18 protein-coding genes are annotated in these 20,825 nt (G+C 69.1%); 7 read left to right on the forward strand and 11 right to left on the reverse strand.

The features are described 5' to 3' along the window. Positions 1 to 211: 211 nt before the first annotated feature. From recG to ubiA, 5 genes are all read left to right on the forward strand, one after another. The gene (gene recG / locus F7Q96_RS05775; RefSeq protein WP_053822482.1) at positions 212 to 2,437 is read left to right on the forward strand and encodes an ATP-dependent DNA helicase RecG; all 2,226 of its coding nucleotides are present in this window, start codon (positions 212 to 214) and stop codon (positions 2,435 to 2,437) included. Between the two features lie 263 nt (positions 2,438 to 2,700). Next, positions 2,701 to 3,651, forward strand: coding sequence for a LysR substrate-binding domain-containing protein (locus tag F7Q96_RS05780; RefSeq protein WP_053822481.1), 951 nt, complete (start codon positions 2,701 to 2,703; stop codon positions 3,649 to 3,651). A 430-nt stretch (positions 3,652 to 4,081) separates the two neighbouring features. Further along, complete coding sequence (locus F7Q96_RS05785; RefSeq protein WP_053822480.1) at positions 4,082 to 5,530, forward strand: catalase; 1,449 nt, start codon at positions 4,082 to 4,084, stop codon at positions 5,528 to 5,530. 159 nt (positions 5,531 to 5,689) lie between these two features. Further along, a complete protein-coding gene (locus F7Q96_RS05790) occupies positions 5,690 to 6,175 on the forward strand; it encodes a Dps family protein (protein ID WP_006577618.1) in 486 nt (161 codons plus the stop codon). A gap of 173 nt (positions 6,176 to 6,348) precedes the next feature. Then, on the forward strand, positions 6,349 to 7,206 hold the full coding sequence (gene ubiA / locus F7Q96_RS05795) for a 4-hydroxybenzoate octaprenyltransferase (protein WP_151022238.1): 858 nt from the start codon (positions 6,349 to 6,351) through the stop codon (positions 7,204 to 7,206). A 115-nt stretch (positions 7,207 to 7,321) separates the two neighbouring features. Here ubiA and proC read toward each other — a convergent pair whose 3' ends face one another. Together proC and F7Q96_RS05805 are read right to left on the reverse strand one after the other, a co-directional pair. Next, a complete protein-coding gene (gene proC, locus F7Q96_RS05800; protein ID WP_053822479.1) occupies positions 7,322 to 8,161 on the reverse strand; it encodes a pyrroline-5-carboxylate reductase in 840 nt (279 codons plus the stop codon). An 88-nt stretch (positions 8,162 to 8,249) separates the two neighbouring features. After that, positions 8,250 to 8,948: a YggS family pyridoxal phosphate-dependent enzyme gene (locus F7Q96_RS05805; protein WP_151022240.1), complete on the reverse strand. Its 699-nt coding sequence runs from the start codon at positions 8,946 to 8,948 to the stop codon at positions 8,250 to 8,252. A gap of 90 nt (positions 8,949 to 9,038) precedes the next feature. Here F7Q96_RS05805 and F7Q96_RS05810 point away from each other — a divergent pair, with 90 nt between their 5' ends. Beyond that, positions 9,039 to 9,533, forward strand: coding sequence for a glutathione peroxidase (locus tag F7Q96_RS05810; protein ID WP_006580237.1), 495 nt, complete (start codon positions 9,039 to 9,041; stop codon positions 9,531 to 9,533). Between the two features lie 53 nt (positions 9,534 to 9,586). Here F7Q96_RS05810 and F7Q96_RS05815 read toward each other — a convergent pair whose 3' ends face one another. The 9 genes from F7Q96_RS05815 to F7Q96_RS05855 all read right to left on the reverse strand — a co-directional run bounded on the left by F7Q96_RS05815 (position 9,587) and on the right by F7Q96_RS05855 (position 20,035). After that, the gene (locus F7Q96_RS05815; protein WP_006578594.1) at positions 9,587 to 11,143 is read right to left on the reverse strand and encodes a glycine betaine uptake BCCT transporter; all 1,557 of its coding nucleotides are present in this window, start codon (positions 11,141 to 11,143) and stop codon (positions 9,587 to 9,589) included. Between the two features lie 85 nt (positions 11,144 to 11,228). After that, positions 11,229 to 11,951, reverse strand: coding sequence for an LrgB family protein (locus tag F7Q96_RS05820; RefSeq protein WP_053822478.1), 723 nt, complete (start codon positions 11,949 to 11,951; stop codon positions 11,229 to 11,231). Then, positions 11,948 to 12,355, reverse strand: a complete 408-nt coding sequence (locus tag F7Q96_RS05825; protein WP_053822477.1) for a CidA/LrgA family protein — start codon at positions 12,353 to 12,355, stop codon at positions 11,948 to 11,950. Before F7Q96_RS05825 ends, F7Q96_RS05820 begins: the two co-directional genes overlap by 4 nt. A gap of 67 nt (positions 12,356 to 12,422) precedes the next feature. After that, positions 12,423 to 13,658 (reverse strand): glycolate oxidase subunit GlcF, encoded by a 1,236-nt coding sequence (gene glcF, locus F7Q96_RS05830; RefSeq protein WP_053822476.1) that lies wholly within the window; start codon positions 13,656 to 13,658, stop codon positions 12,423 to 12,425. A gap of 128 nt (positions 13,659 to 13,786) precedes the next feature. Next, the gene (glcE, locus tag F7Q96_RS05835) at positions 13,787 to 14,893 is read right to left on the reverse strand and encodes a glycolate oxidase subunit GlcE (RefSeq protein WP_053822475.1); all 1,107 of its coding nucleotides are present in this window, start codon (positions 14,891 to 14,893) and stop codon (positions 13,787 to 13,789) included. 122 nt (positions 14,894 to 15,015) lie between these two features. Then, on the reverse strand, positions 15,016 to 15,960 hold the full coding sequence (locus F7Q96_RS05840; protein WP_170265881.1) for an ion transporter: 945 nt from the start codon (positions 15,958 to 15,960) through the stop codon (positions 15,016 to 15,018). Positions 15,961 to 15,977: 17 nt separating this feature from the next. Continuing rightward, the gene (locus F7Q96_RS05845) at positions 15,978 to 17,501 is read right to left on the reverse strand and encodes an FAD-linked oxidase C-terminal domain-containing protein (protein ID WP_053822474.1); all 1,524 of its coding nucleotides are present in this window, start codon (positions 17,499 to 17,501) and stop codon (positions 15,978 to 15,980) included. 195 nt (positions 17,502 to 17,696) lie between these two features. Beyond that, positions 17,697 to 18,587 carry a LysR substrate-binding domain-containing protein gene (locus F7Q96_RS05850; RefSeq protein WP_006575626.1) on the reverse strand — a complete coding sequence of 297 codons (891 nt, stop codon included), beginning with the start codon at positions 18,585 to 18,587 and terminating at the stop codon, positions 17,697 to 17,699. A gap of 29 nt (positions 18,588 to 18,616) precedes the next feature. Then, the gene (locus F7Q96_RS05855) at positions 18,617 to 20,035 is read right to left on the reverse strand and encodes an FAD-binding oxidoreductase (RefSeq protein ID WP_053823196.1); all 1,419 of its coding nucleotides are present in this window, start codon (positions 20,033 to 20,035) and stop codon (positions 18,617 to 18,619) included. Between the two features lie 200 nt (positions 20,036 to 20,235). On the opposite strand from F7Q96_RS05855, the gene F7Q96_RS05860 reads away from it, so the two are divergent. Beyond that, on the forward strand, positions 20,236 to 20,787 hold the full coding sequence (locus F7Q96_RS05860; RefSeq protein WP_053822473.1) for a cob(I)yrinic acid a,c-diamide adenosyltransferase: 552 nt from the start codon (positions 20,236 to 20,238) through the stop codon (positions 20,785 to 20,787). Positions 20,788 to 20,825: the final 38 nt, after the last annotated feature.

A 20,825-nucleotide genomic window follows, 5' to 3' on the forward strand; every position in this document is an offset into this window, starting at 1 on the left:
AACCGCCGGTGGCGCCTGGAGCGCGCGGCGCAGGCATGGGTACAATCGGCGGACCCGCTATTGTAAGGCTTCGGCCGCCAGGCTTGCCGCGCCGGCCATGATGGCGGGTATTGCGCCGGGGCGACCCGCGAAGCGCCGACGGCCCAGCCGTTTTCCACGATCCGATCCGACACGCCAGCGGCGCCGCCGCGCCCTGCCGACCACCGCCTCGATGCCCGTCACCGCCAGCGAACGCACGCCCGAGCCCGACGCCCAGCCGCAATCGACCAAGCCGGCCGGCAAATCGACGTCCAGGCCGACCAAGCCGGCCGCGGCCGCGAAATCCGCCAAGGCGGCCGCGCCGTCGTCGGCGATGGCCAAGCTCGCCAAGCTGGGCCTGAAGCGCGACGTCGACCTGGTGCTGCACCTGCCGATGCGCTACGAGGACGAGACCACGCTGCTGCCGATCCGCGAGGCCGTGCATCGCGCAGGCCTGGGCTTTGCCGTGCAGGTCGAGGGCGAGGTGGTGTCGAGCGAGGTCACGCTGCGGCCGCGCCGGCAGCTGGTGGTGCGCATCGCCGACGACAGCGGCGAGCTGACGCTGCGCTTTCTCAACTTCTACGGCAGCCAGGCCAGGCAGATGGCCGAGGGCGTACGGCTGCGCGTGCGCGGCGAGGTCCGCGGCGGCTTCTTCGGCGCCGAGATGATCCATCCGGTCGTGCGCCCGGTCGGTCCCGACGAGCCGCTGCCGGACCGGCTGACACCGGTCTATCCCGCTACCGCCGGCATCTCGCAGGCCTATCTGCGCAAGGCCATCGGCGGGGCGCTGCAACGCACGCCGCTGCCGGAAACGCTGCCGCGGCCGCTGCTGGACGGCCCGCTGGCGCCGTTGAGGCTGCAGCCGCTGGCCGAATCGCTGCGGCTGCTGCATGCGCCGCCGCCGCAGGTCGACGAGGCCGCGCTGGTCGACCGCTCCCATCCGGCATGGATACGCATCAAGTTCGACGAGCTGCTGGCCCAGCAGCTGTCGCTCAAGCGGGCCCAGGCCGCCCGCCGCGCCCGCAACGCGCCGCCGATGCCGCGCCGCGCCGGCGGCCTGCTGGACCGATTCCTCGCCGCGCTGCCGTTCGCGCTGACCGGCGCGCAGCAGCGCGTGGTCAGGGAGATCGCCGCCGACATGGGCGCGCCGCACCCGATGCACCGGCTGCTGCAGGGCGATGTCGGCAGCGGCAAGACCATCGTCGCCGCGCTGGCGGCCTGCCAGGCGATCGACGCCGGCTACCAGGCCGCGCTGATGGCGCCGACCGAGATCCTGGCCGAGCAGCATTACCGCAAGCTGTCGGGCTGGCTGGCGCCGCTGGGCGTCGAGGTGGTGTGGCTGGCCGGCAGCCTGAAGCGCACCGAAAAGCGCGAAGCCGTGGCACGGGTCGAATCGGGCCAGGCGCAGCTGGCGATCGGCACGCACGCGCTGATCCAGGACGCGGTGCGTTTCGCCAGGCTGGGCCTGTCGGTCGTCGACGAGCAGCATCGTTTCGGCGTGGCGCAGCGGCTGGCGCTGCGCGGCAAGGCCGACGCCGCCGAAGGGCCGGAGCAGCACGGCGCCGCGCGCCCGCAACAGGCCGACGAGCCCGCCACGGTGCCGCACCAGCTGATGATGTCGGCCACGCCGATCCCGCGCACGCTGGCGATGACCTATTACGCCGACCTCGACGTCTCGGTGATCGACGAACTGCCGCCCGGCCGCAGCCCGGTGGTCACGCGGCTGGTCAATGACGCCCGCCGCGACGAGGTGGTCGAGCGCGTGCACCACGCCGCCGCGCAGGGCCGGCAGGTCTACTGGGTCTGCCCGCTGATCGAGGAGAGCGAGGCGCTGCAGCTGCAGACCGCGCAGGAAACGTTCGAGACGCTGGCCGCCGCCTTGCCGGACCTGAAGGTCGGCCTGGTCCATGGGCGGCTGCCGCCGGCCGAGAAGGCCGCGGTGATGGATGCGTTCTCGGCCAACCGTCTGCAGGTGCTGGTGGCCACCACGGTGATCGAGGTCGGCGTCGACGTGCCCAATGCCTCGCTGATGGTGATCGAGCATGCCGAGCGCTTCGGACTCGCGCAGCTGCACCAACTGCGCGGCCGCGTCGGCCGGGGCAGCGCCGAGTCGGTCTGCCTGCTGATGTACCAGGCCCCGCTGTCGCCGACCGCCAAGCAGCGGCTGGCGACGATGCGCGAGACGACCGACGGCTTCGAGATCGCGCGGCGCGATCTGCAGATTCGCGGGCCGGGCGAATTCCTTGGGGCGCGCCAGTCCGGCGAGGCGATGCTGCGCTTTGCCGACCTCGAGACCGACGCCTGGCTGGTCGAGCCGGCGCAGCAGGCGGCCGAGCTGCTGCTGAGCCGCTATCCGGAGGCGGCGCAAGCGCATCTGTCGCGCTGGCTGGGCGGGCGCGAGCACTACCTGAAGGCCTGAAACGGCTGCCGCGGTGCGCGCCGGGCCGTCGCAGGCAAGAGCAGCCGGCGCCGCTTTGCCGCGGGGCTCTGACAGAACCTCGATTCGAAGGTAAAATCTATCGCTTCCGAAAAGCGATAATTTGCGAAGCACTTCTGTCACGTGCCTTCGCGGCGATTCGACCGTCCCGCCGGCCGCACCGGCCGCCGGGGATACGCCCGGCAAGCTCCGGCAACATCACCGGAATCGCCCGCTCCACCGCAACCGTCCCAAGCCGATACGACATGACGCTGACCGAACTGAAGTACATCGTTGCCGTCGCGCGAGAGCGCCATTTCGGCCGTGCCGCCGAGGCCTGCTTCGTGTCGCAGCCGACCCTGTCGGTGGCGATCAAGAAGCTGGAAGACGAGCTGAACGTGCAGATCTTCGAGCGCGGCACCTCCGAGGTGTCGGTGACCGCGGTGGGCGAGCAGATCGTCGCGCAGGCGCAGCGGGTGCTGGAGCAGACCATGGCGATCCGCGAGATCGCCAAGCAGGGCAAGGACCCGCTGGCGGGGCCACTGCGGGTCGGCGTGATCTATACGATCGGGCCGTACCTGCTGCCGGCGCTGGTCAAGCAGATGATCCAGACCGTGCCGCAGATGCCGCTGATGCTGCAGGAGAACTACACGGTCAAGCTGATCGAACTGCTCAAGCAGGGCGAGATCGACTGCGCGATCATGGCCGAGCCGTTTCCCGACTCGGGGCTGACGGTGCGGCCGCTGTACGACGAGCCCTTCGTCGTCGCGGTGCCGCGCGGCCATCAGCTGGAGAAGGCCGAGCATGTCGCGCCGGACGAGCTGAAGCAGCAGACCATGCTGCTGCTGGGCAGCGGCCACTGCTTCCGCGACCATGTGCTGGGCGTCTGCCCGGAACTGTCGCGCTTCTCCCAGGCGGCCGACGGCATCCAGAAGACCTTCGAGGGCTCGTCGCTCGAGACCATCCGTCATATGGTGGCCAGCGGCGTCGGCATTACCGTGCTGCCGCGTACCTCGGTGCCGGACATGCAGGCCGGCAACGATCTGCTGTCCTACGTGCCGTTCGCCGAGCCGGTGCCCGATCGCCGCGTCGTGCTGGCCTGGCGCAAGAGCTTCACCCGGCTGCCGGCGATGGAAGCGCTGTGCGCCGCGGTCGCTGCCTGCGATCTGCCGGGCGTGCGCAAGCTGACGCCGGACGCGCTGGCCAAGGCGGCCTGACCCTTTTCCATCCCGCTGCATCCACCGTTCGTCCCCGCGCAGGGGGGACCGCAGTGCCTTGCAAAGGCGCTGTTAGCTTTCCGCTATATCATAGTTTTAAATAATTAAATTCCCATACCAATAGGTGGTTGTTAAACTCCTTCCATCGACGCACGATACCGCTCGCAGAAGGAGTCAGCATGACCCGCAATCGTCCCTTGTCGTTGCCCGCCTCGGGCCCCGTCTGGCGCGACCTGCGCCGTCAGCTGACCGACTGCCTGGCCTGTTTCGCCACCGTCTATTGACGGCCGGCGAACGCGGCGTCACGGCGGCATCGCAAACGGCGCGTAGTCTCGCGCTCGTTGGGGCAGCCGTTTTGCGCAGCCGTTCCGCGCACCCCCGTATCTCCGTATTCCCCGTATTCCCCGTATCCCCACCAGCAGAGGTCACGATGAGCAAGGACAAGGACATCCTCACCACCGCCGCCGGCGCGCCGGTCGCCGACAACCAGAATTCGCTGACCGCCGGCGTGCGCGGTCCGATGCTGCTGCAGGACGTCTGGTTCCTGGAGAAGCTCGCGCATTTCGACCGCGAGGTCATTCCCGAGCGCCGCGTGCACGCCAAGGGCTCGGGCGCCCACGGCACCTTCACGGTGACGCACGACATCACGCGGTACACCAAGGCCTCGATCTTCGCCGAAGTCGGCAAGCAGACCCCGCTGTTCCTGCGCTTCTCGACCGTGGCCGGCGAGCGCGGCGCCGCCGATGCCGAGCGCGACGTGCGCGGCTTCTCGGTCAAGTTCTATACCGACGAGGGCAACTGGGACGTGGTGGGCAACAACACGCCGGTGTTCTTCGTCCGCGATCCGCTGAAGTTCCCCGACTTCATCCACACGCAGAAGCGCAATCCGCGCACCAATCTGCGCGACCCGATCGCGGTCTGGGACTTCTGGTCGCGCCATCCCGAATCGCTGCACCAGGTCACGATCCTGATGAGCGATCGCGGCCTGCCGCAAAACTACCGGCAGATGCACGGCTTCGGCTCGCACACCTACTCGTTCATCAACGCCGCCGGCGAGCGCTTCTGGGTCAAGTTCCACTTCAAGTCGCAGCAGGGCATCGCCAACTGGACCAACGAGGAAGCGGCCAAAGTCGTGGCCGGCGACCGCGAGAGCGCGCAGCGCGACCTGTACGAGAACATCGAGCAGGGCAATTTCCCGCGCTGGAAGCTGCAGGTGCAGATCATGCCGGAGGCCGATGCGGCGACCTACCGGATCAATCCGTTCGACCTGACCAAGGTCTGGCCGCATGCCGACTACCCGCTGATCGACGTCGGCGTGCTGGAGCTGAACCGCAATCCGGACAACTACTTCGCCGAGGTCGAGCAGGTTGCGATGAACCCGTCCAACATCGTGCCGGGCATCGGCTTCTCGCCGGACCGGATGCTGCAGGGGCGGCTGTTCTCGTACGGCGACACGCAGCGCTACCGGCTCGGCGTCAATCACCACCAGATTCCGGTCAACGCGCCGAAATGCCCGTTCCACAACAGCTTCCACCGGGACGGGGCGATGCGCGTCGACGGCAACCAGGGCAGCAAGCTGAACTACGAGCCGAACCGGCAGGGCGCCTTCGCGGCCGGCGAGCGCGCGGTCGAGCCGCCGCTGGCGGTCGGCGCGGTGGCGGACCGCTTCGACCACCGGGCGGACGACGACGATTACTACAGCCAGCCGCGCGCGCTGTTCCAGCTGTTCGACGAAGGCCAGCGCCAACGGCTGTTCGGCAATATCGCGGCGGCGATGCAGGGCGTGCCGGCCGACATCGTCCAGGTCCAGCTGGCGCACTTCCGCAAGATCGACCCGGCCTATGCGCAGGGGGTGGAGCAGGCGCTGAACGTACGTTGACGATCGTCGCGGGGCGTCCAGCCGGCGCGTGCGGGTTTGTCCGCATTCGCCGCGGGATGCCATAATGCGATGCCGGGCCGCAGGCGGAGATCCCGCACGCGGCCCCGTCGCATTTTTCCGCAGTTAGTCGTGGCCACATCAGAACGGAGCGTATCGATCATGGCGAAGAAGAACGAGATGAGCGTGAACATCGGGATTTCGGACAAGGACCGCAAGAAGATCGCCGAGGGCCTGTCCAAGCTGCTGGCGGACACCTACACCCTTTATCTGAAGACGCACAACTTCCACTGGAACGTCACCGGCCCGATGTTCAACACGCTGCATCTGATGTTCGAGACGCAGTACAACGAACTGGCGCTGGCGGTCGACTCGATCGCCGAACGGATCCGCGCGCTGGGCTATCCGGCACCGGGTACCTACAAGGAATACGCGCGGCTGTCGTCGATCCAGGAGGAAGAGGGCGTGCCCGAGGCCACCGAGATGATCCGCAAGCTGGTCGAGGGCCAGGAGGCCGTGGTGCGCACCGCGCGCTCGATCTTCCCGCTGGTCGAGGCCGCCGCGGACGAGCCGTCGGCCGACCTGCTGACCCAGCGCATGCAGACCCACGAAAAGACCGCGTGGATGCTGCGCTCGATGCTGGCCTGACCGGGCCGGTGTCGTGACGATGCGCCGCCGATGCCGGCGGCGCATCGTTCCAGGTTGCAACAGGGGCCTCGCCAGGGGCAACCGAACCTGATGGCAACCGCTGGGCCTCGTTCCCGATCCCGCTTCCTGCCCGTCCGCCCGTGCCGCTGTCCCCCTCCCACCGCCCGACCCCGATGTTCGAACGTCTCGCCCTGTACGCGCGCCTGGTGCGCATCGACAAGCCGATCGGCACGCTGCTGCTGCTGTGGCCGACCTTGTGGGCGCTGTGGATGGCGGCCGGCGGCCCGCCGCCGTGGCCGATCTTCTGGATCTTCGTGGCCGGTACCTTCCTGATGCGATCGGCCGGCTGCGCGATGAACGACTGGGCGGACCGCGACTTCGACAAGCACGTGAAGCGCACCCGCGAGCGGCCGCTGACCGCCGGGCGCATCCAGCCCTGGGAGGCGCTGGCGGTGGCGGGCACGCTGGCCGTGCTGGCCTTCCTGCTGATCCTGCCGCTCAACGCGCTGACCAGGTGGCTGTCGGTGGTCGCGGTGATCGTCGCGGCGACCTATCCGTTCTTCAAGCGCTTCTTCGCGATCCCGCAGGCCTATCTGGGCATCGCGTTCGGCTTCGGCATCCCGATGGCGTTCGCCGCGGTGCAGGAGCAGGTGCCGCCGGTGGCCTGGCTGATGCTGCTGGCCAATGTGTTCTGGTCGGTCGCCTACGACACCGCCTACGCGATGGTCGATCGCGACGATGACCTGCTGATCGGCATGAAGACCTCGGCGATTACCTTCGGCCGCTTCGACGTCGCGGCGATCATGATCTGCTATGCCGGCTTCCTCGCGCTGATGGCGCTGGCCGGCAGCATGCTCGGGCTGGGCTGGCCGTACTGGCTCGGCCTGGCGGCCGCCGCGGCGACCGCGCTGTATCACTACACGCTGATCCGCGGGCGCGACCGCATGCAGTGCTTCGCGGCATTCCGCCACAACAACTGGCTGGGCGCCTGGGTGTTCGCCGGCACCGCGCTGGCCTACGCACTGCGGTAGAGCCTGTCCTTCCCGCGCAGGCGGGAACCCAGGGACTCCCAATGGGGGGGCGGCTGAAAGCCGCTGGGTCCCCGCCTGCGCGGGGACCACAGCGATCCTGGCGCTGGCTCCGGACTCAACCTTCCTTGCCGAATTCCTCGCCCATCTGCGCGCCGCGCGCCGCGGCGGCATGAACCGCCTTGACGAAGGCGTCGCCGACGCCCGATTGCTCCAGCACCGTCAGCGCCGCATAGGTCGTGCCGCCCTTGGACGTCACGCGCTCGCGCAGCGTGGCCACCGGCTCGCTCGACTGCGCAGCCAGCGCGGCCGCGCCGCGGAACGTTTCGATCGCCAGCTGGCGGCCCTGCGCCGCGGTCAGCCCGAGTTCGGTGGCCGCGCGCTCCATCGCTTCGATCACGTAGAACACATAGGCCGGACCGCTGCCCGAGACCGCGGTGACCGCATCCATCTGCGCATCGTTGTCGAGCCAGACGCACTGGCCGACCGCCTCGGCCAGCGCGGTGGCGACCGCCCGGTCTTCGGCCGACAGGCTCGCTGGCGCGCTCAAGCCGGTCATGCCCTTGCCAGCCAGCGCCGGCGTATTCGGCATCGCGCGCACCACGCGCGCATGGCCGCCGAGCCAGCGGTGGATGTCCTGCAGGCGGATGCCGGCGGCCACGCTGATGACCAGGCTGCGGCTGCCGGCGGCGCGCAGATGCGGCAGCAGCTGCTCGGCCGCCTCGCGGAACTGCTGCGGCTTGGTCGCCATCACGATCACGTCGCTGCCGGCCAGTTCGACATCGGGCGTCTCGACGGTATGCACGCGCTGTTCGCGCGCGAGCCGCTCGCGTGCCGGCGCGTACGGGTCGGCGACGCGGATGGACGTCGGCGGCACGCCGCGGGCGATCAGGCCGCCGATCAGCGCGGTGGCAAGGTTGCCGCCGCCGACGAAGCCGAAGGTCAGGGTGGTGAGCATGGGTGGGTCTCGCTGTGAGTCTGGAACGTGGGAATCGGAAGGTGAACGGCCGGGTTCCGGCCCGATTCAGGACGGGTTCAGGCCGGGTTCAGGCCGGTCGCGGACGGGAGCCGAAGATCGCGGTGCCGACGCGCACGATGGTCGCGCCTTCGGCCACCGCCGCTTCGAGGTCACCGGACATGCCCATCGACAGCGTGTCGACCGCCAGCCCGTCCTCGCGCAGCGTGGCCAGCAGGGCGCGCAGCGCGGCGAACGGGCGGCGCTGGGCCGCGATATCTTCCTCGGGCTCGGGAATCGCCATCAGCCCGCGCAGATGCAGATTGGGCAGCGGCGCGATGGCGCGGGCAAGGGGCAGCACGTCGGCTGGTGCCACACCGCTCTTGCTGGCCTCGCCGCTGATGTTGACCTGGATGCAGACCTGCAGCGGCCCCATCGAGGCCGGGCGCTGCGCCGACAGCCGCTCGGCGATGCGCAGCCGGTCGACCGAATGGACCCAGTCGAAGTGCTCGGCCACCGCACGTGTCTTGTTGCTTTGCAGCGGGCCGATGAAGTGCCAGGACAACTGCTCGCGCAACGATGCCAGCGCGGCGATCTTGTCGAGTCCTTCCTGCACGTAGTTCTCGCCGAAGGCGCGCTGGCCCGCCTCGAAAGCCTGGCGCACGGCCCCCGGCGGAAAGGTCTTGGACACCGCCAGCAGCGATACGTCGCCGGCCGATCGGCCCGCATCGAGTTCGGCGGCGGCAAGGCGCCGGCGCACGGCTTGCAGATTCGCGGCTATGACCGACATGATTCGGCAAACATCAAAAGAAACGGTTGGCAACTAGGGGTAGGCCATTATAGTGTTTGCTCCCGACCCAATCGCCGACAGGAACACGCCATGGACAATGTCTACCAGTTCACCGCCGAATCGCTGGCCGGCCAACCGGTATCGCTATCGCAGTTCGAGGGCAAGGTGCTGCTGATCGTCAATACCGCCAGCGAATGCGGTTTCACGCCGCAGTACGCCGGGCTGCAGCGGCTGCACGAGCGCCATGCGGGCCGCGGCTTCGCGGTGCTGGGCTTTCCCTGCAACCAGTTCGGCAAGCAGGAGCCCGGCGACGCGCAGCAGATCGGCCAGTTCTGCGAATCGCGGTTCCAGGTCAGCTTTCCGATGTTCGCCAAGATCGATGTCAACGGCGCCAACGCGCATCCGCTGTATCGCTGGCTGACCGGGCAGAAGCCGGGCCTGCTCGGCATCGAGGCGATCAAGTGGAACTTCACCAAGTTCCTGCTGCGCCGCGACGGTACGGTGTACAAGCGCTACGCGCCGACCACCAAGCCCGAGGACATCGAGGCCGACATCGAGACGCTGCTGGCCGAGCCGGCGCACTGAGCGGCGCACTGAGCCGGCGCACCGAGGCGGCGCCGGCCGTCGCCAGCGGCCGCTCAGTCCTGCGGCGGCCCCGCCGGCGGCTGGGTTTCGCGGTCGCGCAGCAGACGCTCGAGCAGCCGGTCGCGCGCGCGGTGCCGGCGTTCCAGCCGGGTCGATTCCTCGTCGAGCGCACGGAACAGGCTGACGCACATCGCGGCCATCACCACCGCGAAGGGCAGCGCCGCCAGGATCGACATCGACTGCAATCCCTTGAGCCCGCCGGACACCAGCAGCACGCCGGCGATCAGCGCGATCAGCACGCCCCAGATCAGCTTGAGCCGCGCCGGCGGACGCGGATTGCCGTGGTCGGACATCATGCCGAGCACGAAGGTCGCCGAGTCCGCCGAGGTCACGAAGAATACGGTGACCAGCACGATCGCCAGGATCGATGTCAGCGTCGCCGCCGGGTAGGCGTCCAGCAGCGCGAACAGCGCCAGCGACGGATCTTGCTGGACCGCCTGCACCACCGGCACGTTCTGGAACATCGACGCATACAGGCCCGCGCCGCCGAACACACCGAACCACAGGAAGCTGATCAGCGTCGGCGCCAGCAGCACGCCGACGATGAACTCGCGGATGGTGCGGCCCTTCGAGATGCGCGCGATGAAGGTGCCGACGAACGGCGCCCAGGCGATCCACCAGGCCCAGTAGAACAGTGTCCAGTCGGCGACCCAGGTGCCCTGGCTGAACGGCGTCATCCGCATGCTCATGCCGATCAGGTTGTCCAGATAGGCGCCGATCGTGGTGGTCAGCGCATCGAGGATGAACGAGGTCGGCCCCAGCACGAACACCGTCAACAGCAGCAGCACGGCCAGCACCATGTTCAGATTGCTGAGCCACTGGATGCCGCGCGTCAGCCCGCTCAGCGACGACAGGATGTACAGCGCCCCGGCCACCGCGATGATGATCAGCTCGACCGCGATATCGTTGGGCACGCCGAACACCCGGTACAGGCCGGCATTGATCTGCAGCGCGCCCAGCCCCAGCGAGGTCGCGACGCCGAAGGCCGTGGCGATCAGCGCCAGCACGTCGATCCATTTGCCGAGCGGCCCGTTGGCGCGCGCGCCGATCAGCGGCTCGAAGGTGGTGCTGATCAGCATCGGCCGGTCGCGGTTGAACTGAAAGAAGGCCAGCGCCAGCGCCACCACCGAATAGGCGGCCCACGGATGCAGGCCCCAGTGGAACAGTGCGTAGCGCAGCCCGGTGCCGGCAGCCTGCGGCGTCAGCGGTTCGAGCCCCTGCGGCGGCTTGATCAGGTGCGACACCGGTTCGGCCACGCCCCAGAAGACCAGGCCGATGCCCATGCCGGCGGCGAACAGCATCGAAAACCAGCTGAGCCGGTGGAACTGCGGTTCCGCGTCTTCGCCGCCAAGCCGGATGCTGCCGAAGCGGCCGAACGCCAGGTACAGCGCGAACACGAGGAAGCCGAACATCGTCAGCAGATAGAACCAGCCGAAGCGGGCAATCACGCCCGTCAGCAGCCATTGCATCGTCGCGCCGAGCTGATCGGGCGCCAGCGCACCCCACAGCACGAACAGCGAGACGAGCGCCAGAGCCAGCTTCAGTACCATCGCGTTCTCCCGGTCGGTTGTCGTTCGGTCCTGCGTTGCCGGCGCCGAAGCGCGCTGCGGCGGGTTCAGCGCCGATCGGCGCAAATCAGCGCGGCATCCACGTCGCCAGCAAGGGAACCAGCACCGCGGTCAGCACGCCGTTCAGGCCCATGCCGAGCGCGGCGAAGGCGCCGGCCTCCTGGTTGACCTGGAAGGCGCGCGCGGTGCCGATGCCATGCGCCGCCAGGCCGGTGGCGAAGCCGCGCACGCTGTAGTCGCGCATGCCGAGCAGGTTCAGGATCTTGGTCGCGCTGATCGCGCCGATGATGCCGGTGCCCATCACCAGCACGGCGGTCAGCGACGGCAGGCCGCCGATCTTTTCCGCGACGCCCATCGCGATCGGAATGGTCACCGACTTGGGCGCCAGCGAGCGCACCACCTCGGGCGAGGCGCCCAGCAGCCAGGCGATGCCGACCGCCGACACCACCGCGACCAGCGAGCCTGCCAGCAGCCCGCAGAGCAGCGGCAGCACGTGCGCGCGCAGCTTCGGCAATTGCTGGTACAGCGGCACCGCCAGCGCCACGGTGGCCGGGCCGAGCAGGAAGTGGACGAACTGGGCGCCGTCGAAGTAGGTCTGGTACGGCGTACCGGTCACGGTCAGCACCGCGACCAGCAGCGCGACCGAGATCATCACCGGATTGGCCAGCGGCGAGAAACGCGCGCGCTCGTAGATGCGGAAGGCGAACACATAGGCCAGCAGCGTCGCGGTCAGCCCGAGCAGCGGGCTGGCGGCCAGATAGACCCAGATCTCGTTCAGGCGCGGCGTCATCGCGTCTGCCCCGTGCCGTTCGCGGCATCGTCCGCGGAAGGGCTGGAAGGGGCGGACGGCGAAGCCGGAGGCTTGCGCATCAGCGCGCGCGTGACGAGCGCCGTGGTGGCGATCGCCAGCCAGGTCGACAGCACCAGCGCGACGATGATCGGCATCCATTCGCCGCCGATGCGGCTGCCGTGCACCATGATGCCGACGCCGGCCGGCACGAACAGCAGCGACAGGTGCTTGAGCAGTTCGGCGGTGGTGCCCTGGATCACGGCAAGCAGGCGATCGTCGATCGCGAGCCAGCAGAACAGCAGGATCATGCCGATCACGGGACCGGGAACGGGCAGGCGCAGCGCGTAGCTGAACACCTCGCCCACGGATTGGAATACCAGCAGGATGGCAAGCGTCTGAAGCATGCGAGGGGCAGGTTGGTCGGCCAGGCGGAATCACCGCGATTCCACCGGCGGCAGCCCCCGCGCATCGTCAACCGAGCATGCGATCCACCAGTTCGATCCAGTGCAGCACCGGCGTCTGCGTGCCGCTTTGCAGATGGGTGATGCAGCCGATATTGGCGGACACGATGGTGTCACCCTGCAGTTTGGCGAGCTTGTCGTCGCGCAGGCGATAGGCCAGGTCCGGCTGCAGCACCGAGTAGGTGCCCGCCGATCCGCAGCACAGGTGGCTGTCAGCGCAGAGTTTGACCTCCACGCCGAGTGCGGTCAAGAGCGCCTCCACCTTGCCGCGGATCTGCTGGCCGTGCTGCAGCGTGCAGGGCGGGTGCCAGGCGACCCGTTGCTCGGGCGGCGGCGCGGCCTCGGCCAGCCGTTTCAGCGGCTCGGCGAACGCGGGCAGCAGCTCGGACACGTCGCGCGTCAGCGCCGAGATGCGCGCCGCGCGTTCGGCGTACTCCGGGTCGTGGCGCAGCAGATGGCCGTACTCCTTGACCATCACGCCGCAGCCCGACGCGTTCATCACGATGGCCTCGGCGCCGGCCTCGACATGCGGCCACCATGCATCGATATTGCGGCGCATATTGTCGAGGCCGCCCGGATGGTCGCCATTGTGATAGCGGATTGCTCCGCAACAACCGGCCTCGGGCGCGACCACCATCTGCACGCCGAGACGATCGAACACGCGCGCGGTGGCGGCATTGATGCCGGGCGACATCGACGGCTGCACGCAGCCGGCCAGCAGCAGCATCTTGCGGGCGTGCTCGCGTTGCGGCCATGCGCCGGCCGGCGCGGCGACCGGCACCTTGTTGCGCAGCACCTCGGGCAGCAGCGGACGCACCAGCTGCCCCATGCGCATCGCCGCCCCAAACAGGCGAGGGCGCGTCAGCCCTTCGCGCAGCACCCAGCGCGCGATGCGCTGGCGCGCCGGCCGATGCAGGCCCTGCTCGGCCAGCCGCTCGTCGACGACCTGGCGGCCGATGTCGACCAGCCGGCCGTAGGTCACGCCGGACGGGCAGGTCGACTCGCAGTTGCGGCAGGTCAGGCAGCGGTCCAGATGCAGCCGCGTGCTTTCGGTGACGGGATTGCCCTCGAGCACCTGCTTCATCAGATAGATGCGCCCGCGCGGGCCATCGAGCTCGTCGCCGAGCAGCTGGTAGGTCGGGCAGGTCGCGGTACAGAAGCCGCAGTGCACGCACTTGCCGACGATGGACTTGGCTTCTTCGCCATCGGGCGTGTCGCGGAGGAAATCGGCCAGGGTCGTTTGCATGATAGGGACCAGAGGGTTTGTCGCGCCGGCTTGTCGGTTGGCTTGCTGTTCGGGTTTGTCGCGGGGACTTGCCGGGACGCTTGTCTAGCGAATGGGCGAATGGGCGAATGAACGAAGCGAGCGCCGCTTCAGAGCTCCGGGTACAGCCGCCCCGGATTGAAGATGCCGGCCGGATCGAAGGCCGTCTTCAGCCGCGCGTGGATTGCCATCAGCGGCGCGGACTGCGGCGTGAACACGCCTTCCGACTTGTCGCCGTGGCGGAACAGCGTGGCGTGCCCGCCCGCGGCCTGCGCGATGGCGCGCACCTGCGCTGCCGGTATCGGCTGCGCCGGAATCCACCAGCGCTGGCCGCCGCCCCATTCGATCAGCTGCGTGCCGCCCGCCGCCGGAGGCAGCGCCAGCGGCGCGGCCGTGGTCGGCACCGCCAGGCGCCACAGCGGCGCGCCGGCATGGGACGGCGCGAAGAACGGATGGGTCTGCTCGCGCAGCGCCTGCCACAGCGCCTGCGCCTCGCCTTGCTCCATCGCCTCGCCGCCGAGACGCTCGCGCGCGGCACGCAATGCCGCCGCCGCACCGGACAGCCGCACGTGCAGCACGCCGTCGTGCCAGACCGAGGCCGCGATCGGCAGCGGCTGGCCGCCCCACTGGTTCAGGCGCTCGAGCGCCTCGGCCTCGCCCAGCTCGAAGCGCAGCGTGGCGTCGTCGAACGGCACCGGCAGCACCTTCAGCGAAACCTCGAGAATCAGGCCGAGCGTGCCGAGCGAACCGGCGATCAACCGCGAGACATCGTAGCCCGCGACGTTCTTCATCACCTGGCCGCCGAACTGCAGCGTATCGCCGCGGCCGTCCATCATCTGCACGCCGAGCACGAAGTCGCGCAGCGCGCCAACGGACTGCCGGCGCGGGCCGGACAGGCCGGCCGCGACCGCGCCGCCCAGCGTCGCCCGGCTGACGCTATCGGCGCCGGCGAAGTGGGGCGGCTCGAAGGCCAGCATCTGGCGCCGTTCGGCCAGCGTCGCCTCGATCTCGGCCAGCGGCGTGCCGCAGCGCGCGGTGATCACCAGCTCCGCGGGGTCGTAGTCCACGATGCCGGCATGGCCGCGCGTGTCCAGCACCTCGCCCTGGGGCGGCTGGCCGTAGAAGTCCTTGCTGCCGCCGCCGGTGAAGCGCAGCGGCGTACGGCTGGCGGCGGCGTGCCGGATGGCATCGCGAAAGGCGTCGAGCTTGTCTTGCATGGCGTTGGCAGGGATGGCTGGGGGTTCTGGTTTTCTGTGGTTCGGGGCGTCCTGCGCGCGGCACGCGGCCGCGCCGGCGGGCGCTCTGGTTCTGTGGCTCGGTCGTTCGTCGTCGCGCAGCGTCAGGCGTTGTCGCCGACCTCGGCCTGATACGGCGGCAGCTTCTTGCCGCAGTGCTTGCAATAGGAGGCGTCGGGGTCGTGCCCTTCCGTCAGGCAATGCACGCAGGTGCGCGTGGTCAGCGGGCGCCGGATGATGCTGGCGGCCAGTTCCGCGCCGACGATGCCGGTCGGGAAGGCGATGATGCCGTAGCCCAGCAGGATCGTCAGCGAGGTGATGAATTGCCCGAACGCGGTCTTGGGCACCATGTCGCCGTAGCCCGTGGTGGTCAGCGTCACGACGGCCCAGTACATGCTGCGCGGAATGCTGACGAAGCCATTCTCGGGTCCTTCGACCACATACATCACGGTGCCGAGGATCACGGTGATGATGAACACCGTGCCGAGAAAGACAGCGATCTTGCGCCGGCTGTTGGCCAGCGCGCGATAGAGGATCTGCGCCTCCTCGAAGTAGACGGTCAGCTTCAGGATCCGGAACACGCGCAGCAGCCGCAGCAGGCGCACGTCGATCAGGAAGGCCAGCTCCGGCATGAAGAAGGCCAGCCAGGTCGGCATGATCGAGATGAAGTCGATGATGCCGAAGAAGCTGAACACGTAGCGCAGCGGCCGCCGCACCACCAGGATGCGCATCACGTACTCGGCGGTAAACAGCAGCGTGAACATCCACTCGAGCACGGTGAAGCCCACGCCGAGCCGCGCGTGGATCGCCGGCACGCTGTCGAACATCACCACCAGCACGCTGGCGACGATCGCCAGCAGCAGCGCGACATCGAACTGCCGGCCCTCGCGCGTATCGGCCTCGAAGATGATCGTGTACCAGCGCTGGCGCCAGCCGGTCTCCGGCTTGCCCAGGTACTGGCGCACGAAGGCTTCCTGGCGGCGGCGCGGATCGTCGCGCGGCGCCTGGCGGGGGCCGTCGTTGCGAGGGGCTTGGCGGTAATTGGCCATCGGCGTGCGGGCTGCGCTCAGAAGCGCGGCAGGTCCGGGTGCGGCAGCAGGCCGCGGCGCACATGCATCTTGCCGTATTCGGCGCAGCGCGCCAGCGTCGGGATGGCCTTGTCCGGATTGAGCAGCCGCGCCGGATCGAACGCCGCCTTGACGCGCAGGAAGGCCTCGCGCTCCTCGGGCGCGAACTGCACGCACATCGAATTGAGTTTCTCGACACCGACGCCGTGTTCGCCGGTGACGGTGCCGCCGAGCTCGACGCAGGTCTCCAGGATGTCGGCGCCGAACAGCTCGGCGCGCTGCCACTCGTCATGGTCCGCGCCATCGAACAGGATCAGCGGATGCATGTTGCCGTCGCCGGCATGGAACACGTTGATGCAGCGCAGGCCGTACTTGTGCTCCATCTGCTCGATGCGCTTGAGCAGCGTGCCGATGTGCTTGCGCGGGATGGTGCCGTCCATGCAGTAGTAGTCGGGCGAGATCCGGCCCGCGGCGGGGAAGGCGTTCTTGCGGCCGCTCCAGAAGCGCAGCCGCTCGGGCTCGCTTTGCGACACCGCGATGCGGGTCGCGCCGGAGGCCCGCAGCACCTCGCTCATCCGCTCGATTTCCTCGGCGACTTCCTCGGGCGTGCCATCGGATTCGCACAGCAGGATCGCGGCCGCGTCGAGGTCGTAGCCCGCATGGACGAATTCCTCGACCGCGGCGGTCGCCGGCTTGTCCATCATCTCGAGCCCGGCCGGGATGATGCCGGCCGCGATCACGTCGGCGACCGCATTGCCGCCTTTCTCGACGTCGTCGAAGCTGGCCATGATGACCTGCGCCAGCTGCGGGCGCGGCACCAGCTTGACGGTGACCTCGGTGGTGACCGCCAGCATGCCTTCGGAGCCGATCAGTACCGCCAGCAGGTCCAGGCCCGGCGCATCGGGCGCGGCGCTGCCAAATTCGACGACCTCGCCTTCCATCGTGATCGCGCGCACGCGCAGCACGTTGTGAACGGTCAGGCCGTATTTCAGGCAATGCACGCCGCCGGAATTCTCGGCGACGTTGCCGCCGATGGTGCAGGCGATCTGCGACGAGGGATCGGGCGCGTAGTACAGGCCGTACGGCGCGGCGGCTTCGGAGATCGCCAGGTTGCGCACGCCCGGCTGGACCACCGCGGTGCGCGACAGCGGATCGATCGACACGATGCGCTTGAACTTGGCCAGCGACAGCACCACGCCGCTGGCGATCGGCATCGCGCCGCCGGACAGGCTGGTGCCGGCGCCGCGCGGCACCACGGGCACGCGCAGCCGGTGGCACAGCCGCAGGATCGCGATCACCTGTTCCTCGCTATCGGGCAGCACCACCGCGAGCGGCACCTGGCGATAGGCCGCCAGGCCATCGCATTCATACGGCACGGTGTCTTCGGGGCGCGTCAGCAGCGCCGGCTCGGGAAGGATGCGCGCGAGCTCGCGCAGCAGCTCGGCGGTCTGCTCGGGCGACAGCGCGGCGGCCAGCGCGGCGGAGGAGGCCGCGGGGATGGCGGCGTCTTGCGGGGCGTTCATGGCGACTCCTGTATGGCCTCGCGGCCCTGGCGGCGCGGGCGAGGCGGGGACGGCAGACTATAGCGCAGGCGATGGCCGTGCAGCCGCCGCCGCACGTGAATTCGGCGCGCCGCGCCGATCAAATTCGTTCATGCCGGGGCGGCATCGCGGTGCTGCGCGGCGTTTCAGGCCGCGCCGGCGCCGCGCCTCACCAACTCACCACTCGAGGCTGAGCAGCCAGTCGACGAAGTAGCGGGCCTCGGGCTTGAGCGGCGCCTGTTCGCGCTCGACGATGTAGTAGCCATGCGGCGACTCCGATTCGATATCGAGCAGCCGCACCATCTGGCCCAGCGACAGCCAGTGCCGCGCCATGCGCTGGCGCACCAGGGCCACGCCCTGATTCGAGGCGACCGCTTCGAGCATGAAGCCGATGTCGTTGAACTGCGGGCCGCTCTGCGGCTCCGGCCAGTCGAGCCCGGCGGTCTCGAACCACGGCTTCCACGGCTCCAGCGGACTGCGCAGCAGCACCAGATTCGCCAGGTGCTCGGGGCGCGTGATCGAGCGCCCGTCGATCCGTTCATAGTACTCGCGGCCGCAGGCCGGAAACACCGGCTCGACCAGCAGCCGCGTGGTCTTCAGGTCCGGATAGCGGCCCGTGCCATAGCGGATCTCGACGTCGGTGTCCTCGGCCTTCACATCGAGGAAGGGGATCGCCAGCTGCAGTTCCAGGTCGATATGCGGGTAGAGCGCGCCGAACTCGGGCAGCCGCGGTACCAGATGCTGACGGCCGAAGGTCGGCGGCGTGGCGACCCGCAGCCGCGTGCGCATCTTGTTGTACTCGGGCCGGGCCAGTTCGTTCAGCGACTTGAGCGCGTCCTGCACATTGCGCAGATAGCGCGTGCCGGCCGCGGTCAGCCGCAGCGCGGTGTTGGCGCGCACGAACAGGTCTTCGCCCCACAGCTCCTCGAGGTTCTTGATCCGGTGCGACACCGCGCTGGGCGTCACCGACAGTTCCTCGGCCGCGCGGGCGAAGCTGCCCAGCCGCGACGCCGCCTCGAAGGCGATCAGCAGATGCAGCGGCGGGATGCGGTTGAACAGCGCGGCCATGGTCGGTTTCGTATCGGCTTGGGTGCGGCTCAGCGGCTCGGGCGGAAGATCTTGCCCGGGTTCAGGATGCCGTTCGGGTCCAGCGCGCGCTTGATCGCGCGCATCAGGTCGAGCGCGTCCTCGCCATGCTCGCTGACCAGGAAATCCATCTTGTGCAGTCCCACGCCGTGCTCGCCGGTGCAGGTACCGCCCATCGCCAGCGCGCGCGCGACGATCGCCGCGTTCAGCGCCTCGGCCTGTTCCAGCTCCTCGGGCTTGTTCGGATCGGTCAGGATCGCCACGTGGAAATTGCCGTCGCCGACGTGGCCGACGATCGGGCAGGGCAGCCCGGAAGCGATCAGGTCGCGCTCGGTTTCGACCACGCAGTCGGCCAGACGCGAGATCGGCACGCAGACGTCGGTGGTCACCGCGCGGCAACCGGGCTTGAGCTGCAGCATCGCAAAATAAGCGGTATGGCGGGCGTTCCATAGCCGGCTGCGGTCCTCCGGCCGGGTCGCCCATTCGAAGCCCTGGCCGCCATGCTCGGCGGTGATCTGCTGCACGGTCTCGGCCTGCTCGCGCACGCCGGCCTCGGTGCCGTGAAATTCGAAGAACAGGTGCGGGCTTTCCGGCAGCGTCAGGCGGTCGTGGCGGTTGATCGCGCGGATCGCCAGCGCGTCGACGAACTCGACCCGCGCCACCGGCACGCCGAGCTGGATCGTGTCGATCACGGCCCGCACCGCGCTGCCCATGTCGGGAAAGGCGCAGACCGCGGCCGAGATCGCCTCGGGCTGCGGATACAGCCGCACCGTGATTTCGGTGATGATGCCCAGCGTGCCTTCGCTGCCGACGAACAGACGGGTCAGGTCGTAGCCGGCCGAGGACTTGCGGGCGTGAGTGCCGGTCTTGATCACGCGGCCGTCGGCGGTGACCACGGTCAGCGCCAGCACGTTCTCGCGCATGGTGCCGTAGCGCACGGCGTTGGTGCCCGACGCCCGCGTCGCGCACATGCCGCCCAGCGAGGCGTCGGCGCCCGGGTCGATCGGAAAGAACAGGCCCGTGTCCTTGATCTCCTGGTTCAGCTGCTTGCGGGTGACGCCCGGCTGAACGGTAACGGTCAGGTCTTCCGGCTGCACCGCCAGCACCTGGTTCATCTGCGACAGGTCCAGGCTGATGCCGCCGGCCACGGCCAGCAGATGCCCCTCCAGCGACGAGCCGGCGCCGTAGGGAATCAGCGGCACGCCATGGGCGTTGCATAGCCGGGCGACCTCGGCGACTTCCTCGGTGCTGTGGGCGAACACCACGGCATCGGGCGGGGCCGGCGGAAACGGCGATTCGTCGCGGCCGTGGTGATCGCGCACGCCGGCCGAGGTGGTGAAGCGCTCGCCGAAGCGCGCCTGCAGGGCGTCGGCCACTTCCGGCGGCAACGGACGGCGGGTCAGGGCGGCGTGGGGCGTGGGATGGTTCATGCTGGTCTCCGGCGAGGCTGGGCGGGCTGGCTTGCCCTGGCTGGCCGCGGTGGCCATCAATGGTCGTCATTCTGGGCGACCGCCGAGCCGCTGCCCTTGTCTGGATGCGGCCGCGTGGGGGCGGCCGGGTGTTGCGGACCCCGTTATTCTACGCCGCGTGCATGCCGCGCCATAATGCGGCTTCGACAGGGAGAACTTCCATGGGCAATCGATTGAGCCGGATCGCCACCCGCACGGGCGATGCGGGCACCACCGGATTGGGCGACGGCAGCCGTACCGGCAAGGACAGCCTGCGCATCGCCGCGATCGGCGAGGTGGACGAACTGAACGCACAGCTCGGGGTGCTGCTGACCGAGGCGCTGCCCGACGACATCCGCGCCGCGCTGCTGCATATCCAGCACGACCTGTTCGATCTGGGCGGAGAGCTGTCGATTCCCGGCTACACCCTGGTCAAGCCGGAGCAGGTCGCCCAGCTCGACGACTGGCTGGCCCACTACAACGCCGATCTGCCGCGGCTGGCCGAATTCATCCTGCCCGGCGGCACCCGCGCGGCGGCGCTGGCCCATGTCTGCCGCACCGTCTGCCGGCGCGCCGAACGGGCGCTGGTCGCGCTGGGCGCTGTCGAAGCGGTCAACGAGGCGCCGCGCCAGTACCTGAACCGGTTGTCGGACCTGCTGTTCGTGCTGGCCCGCGTCGCCAACCGGGCCGGCGGGCAGACCGACGTGCAATGGCAACGCGGCCGCAAGAATTGATTTGACATAAGTGACGATTCGGGCGGATTCTCGCCCCC

It is taken from the genome of Cupriavidus gilardii (assembly GCF_008801915.1).
In the GTDB taxonomy this organism is placed as follows: Bacteria; Pseudomonadota; Gammaproteobacteria; order Burkholderiales; family Burkholderiaceae; genus Cupriavidus; species Cupriavidus gilardii.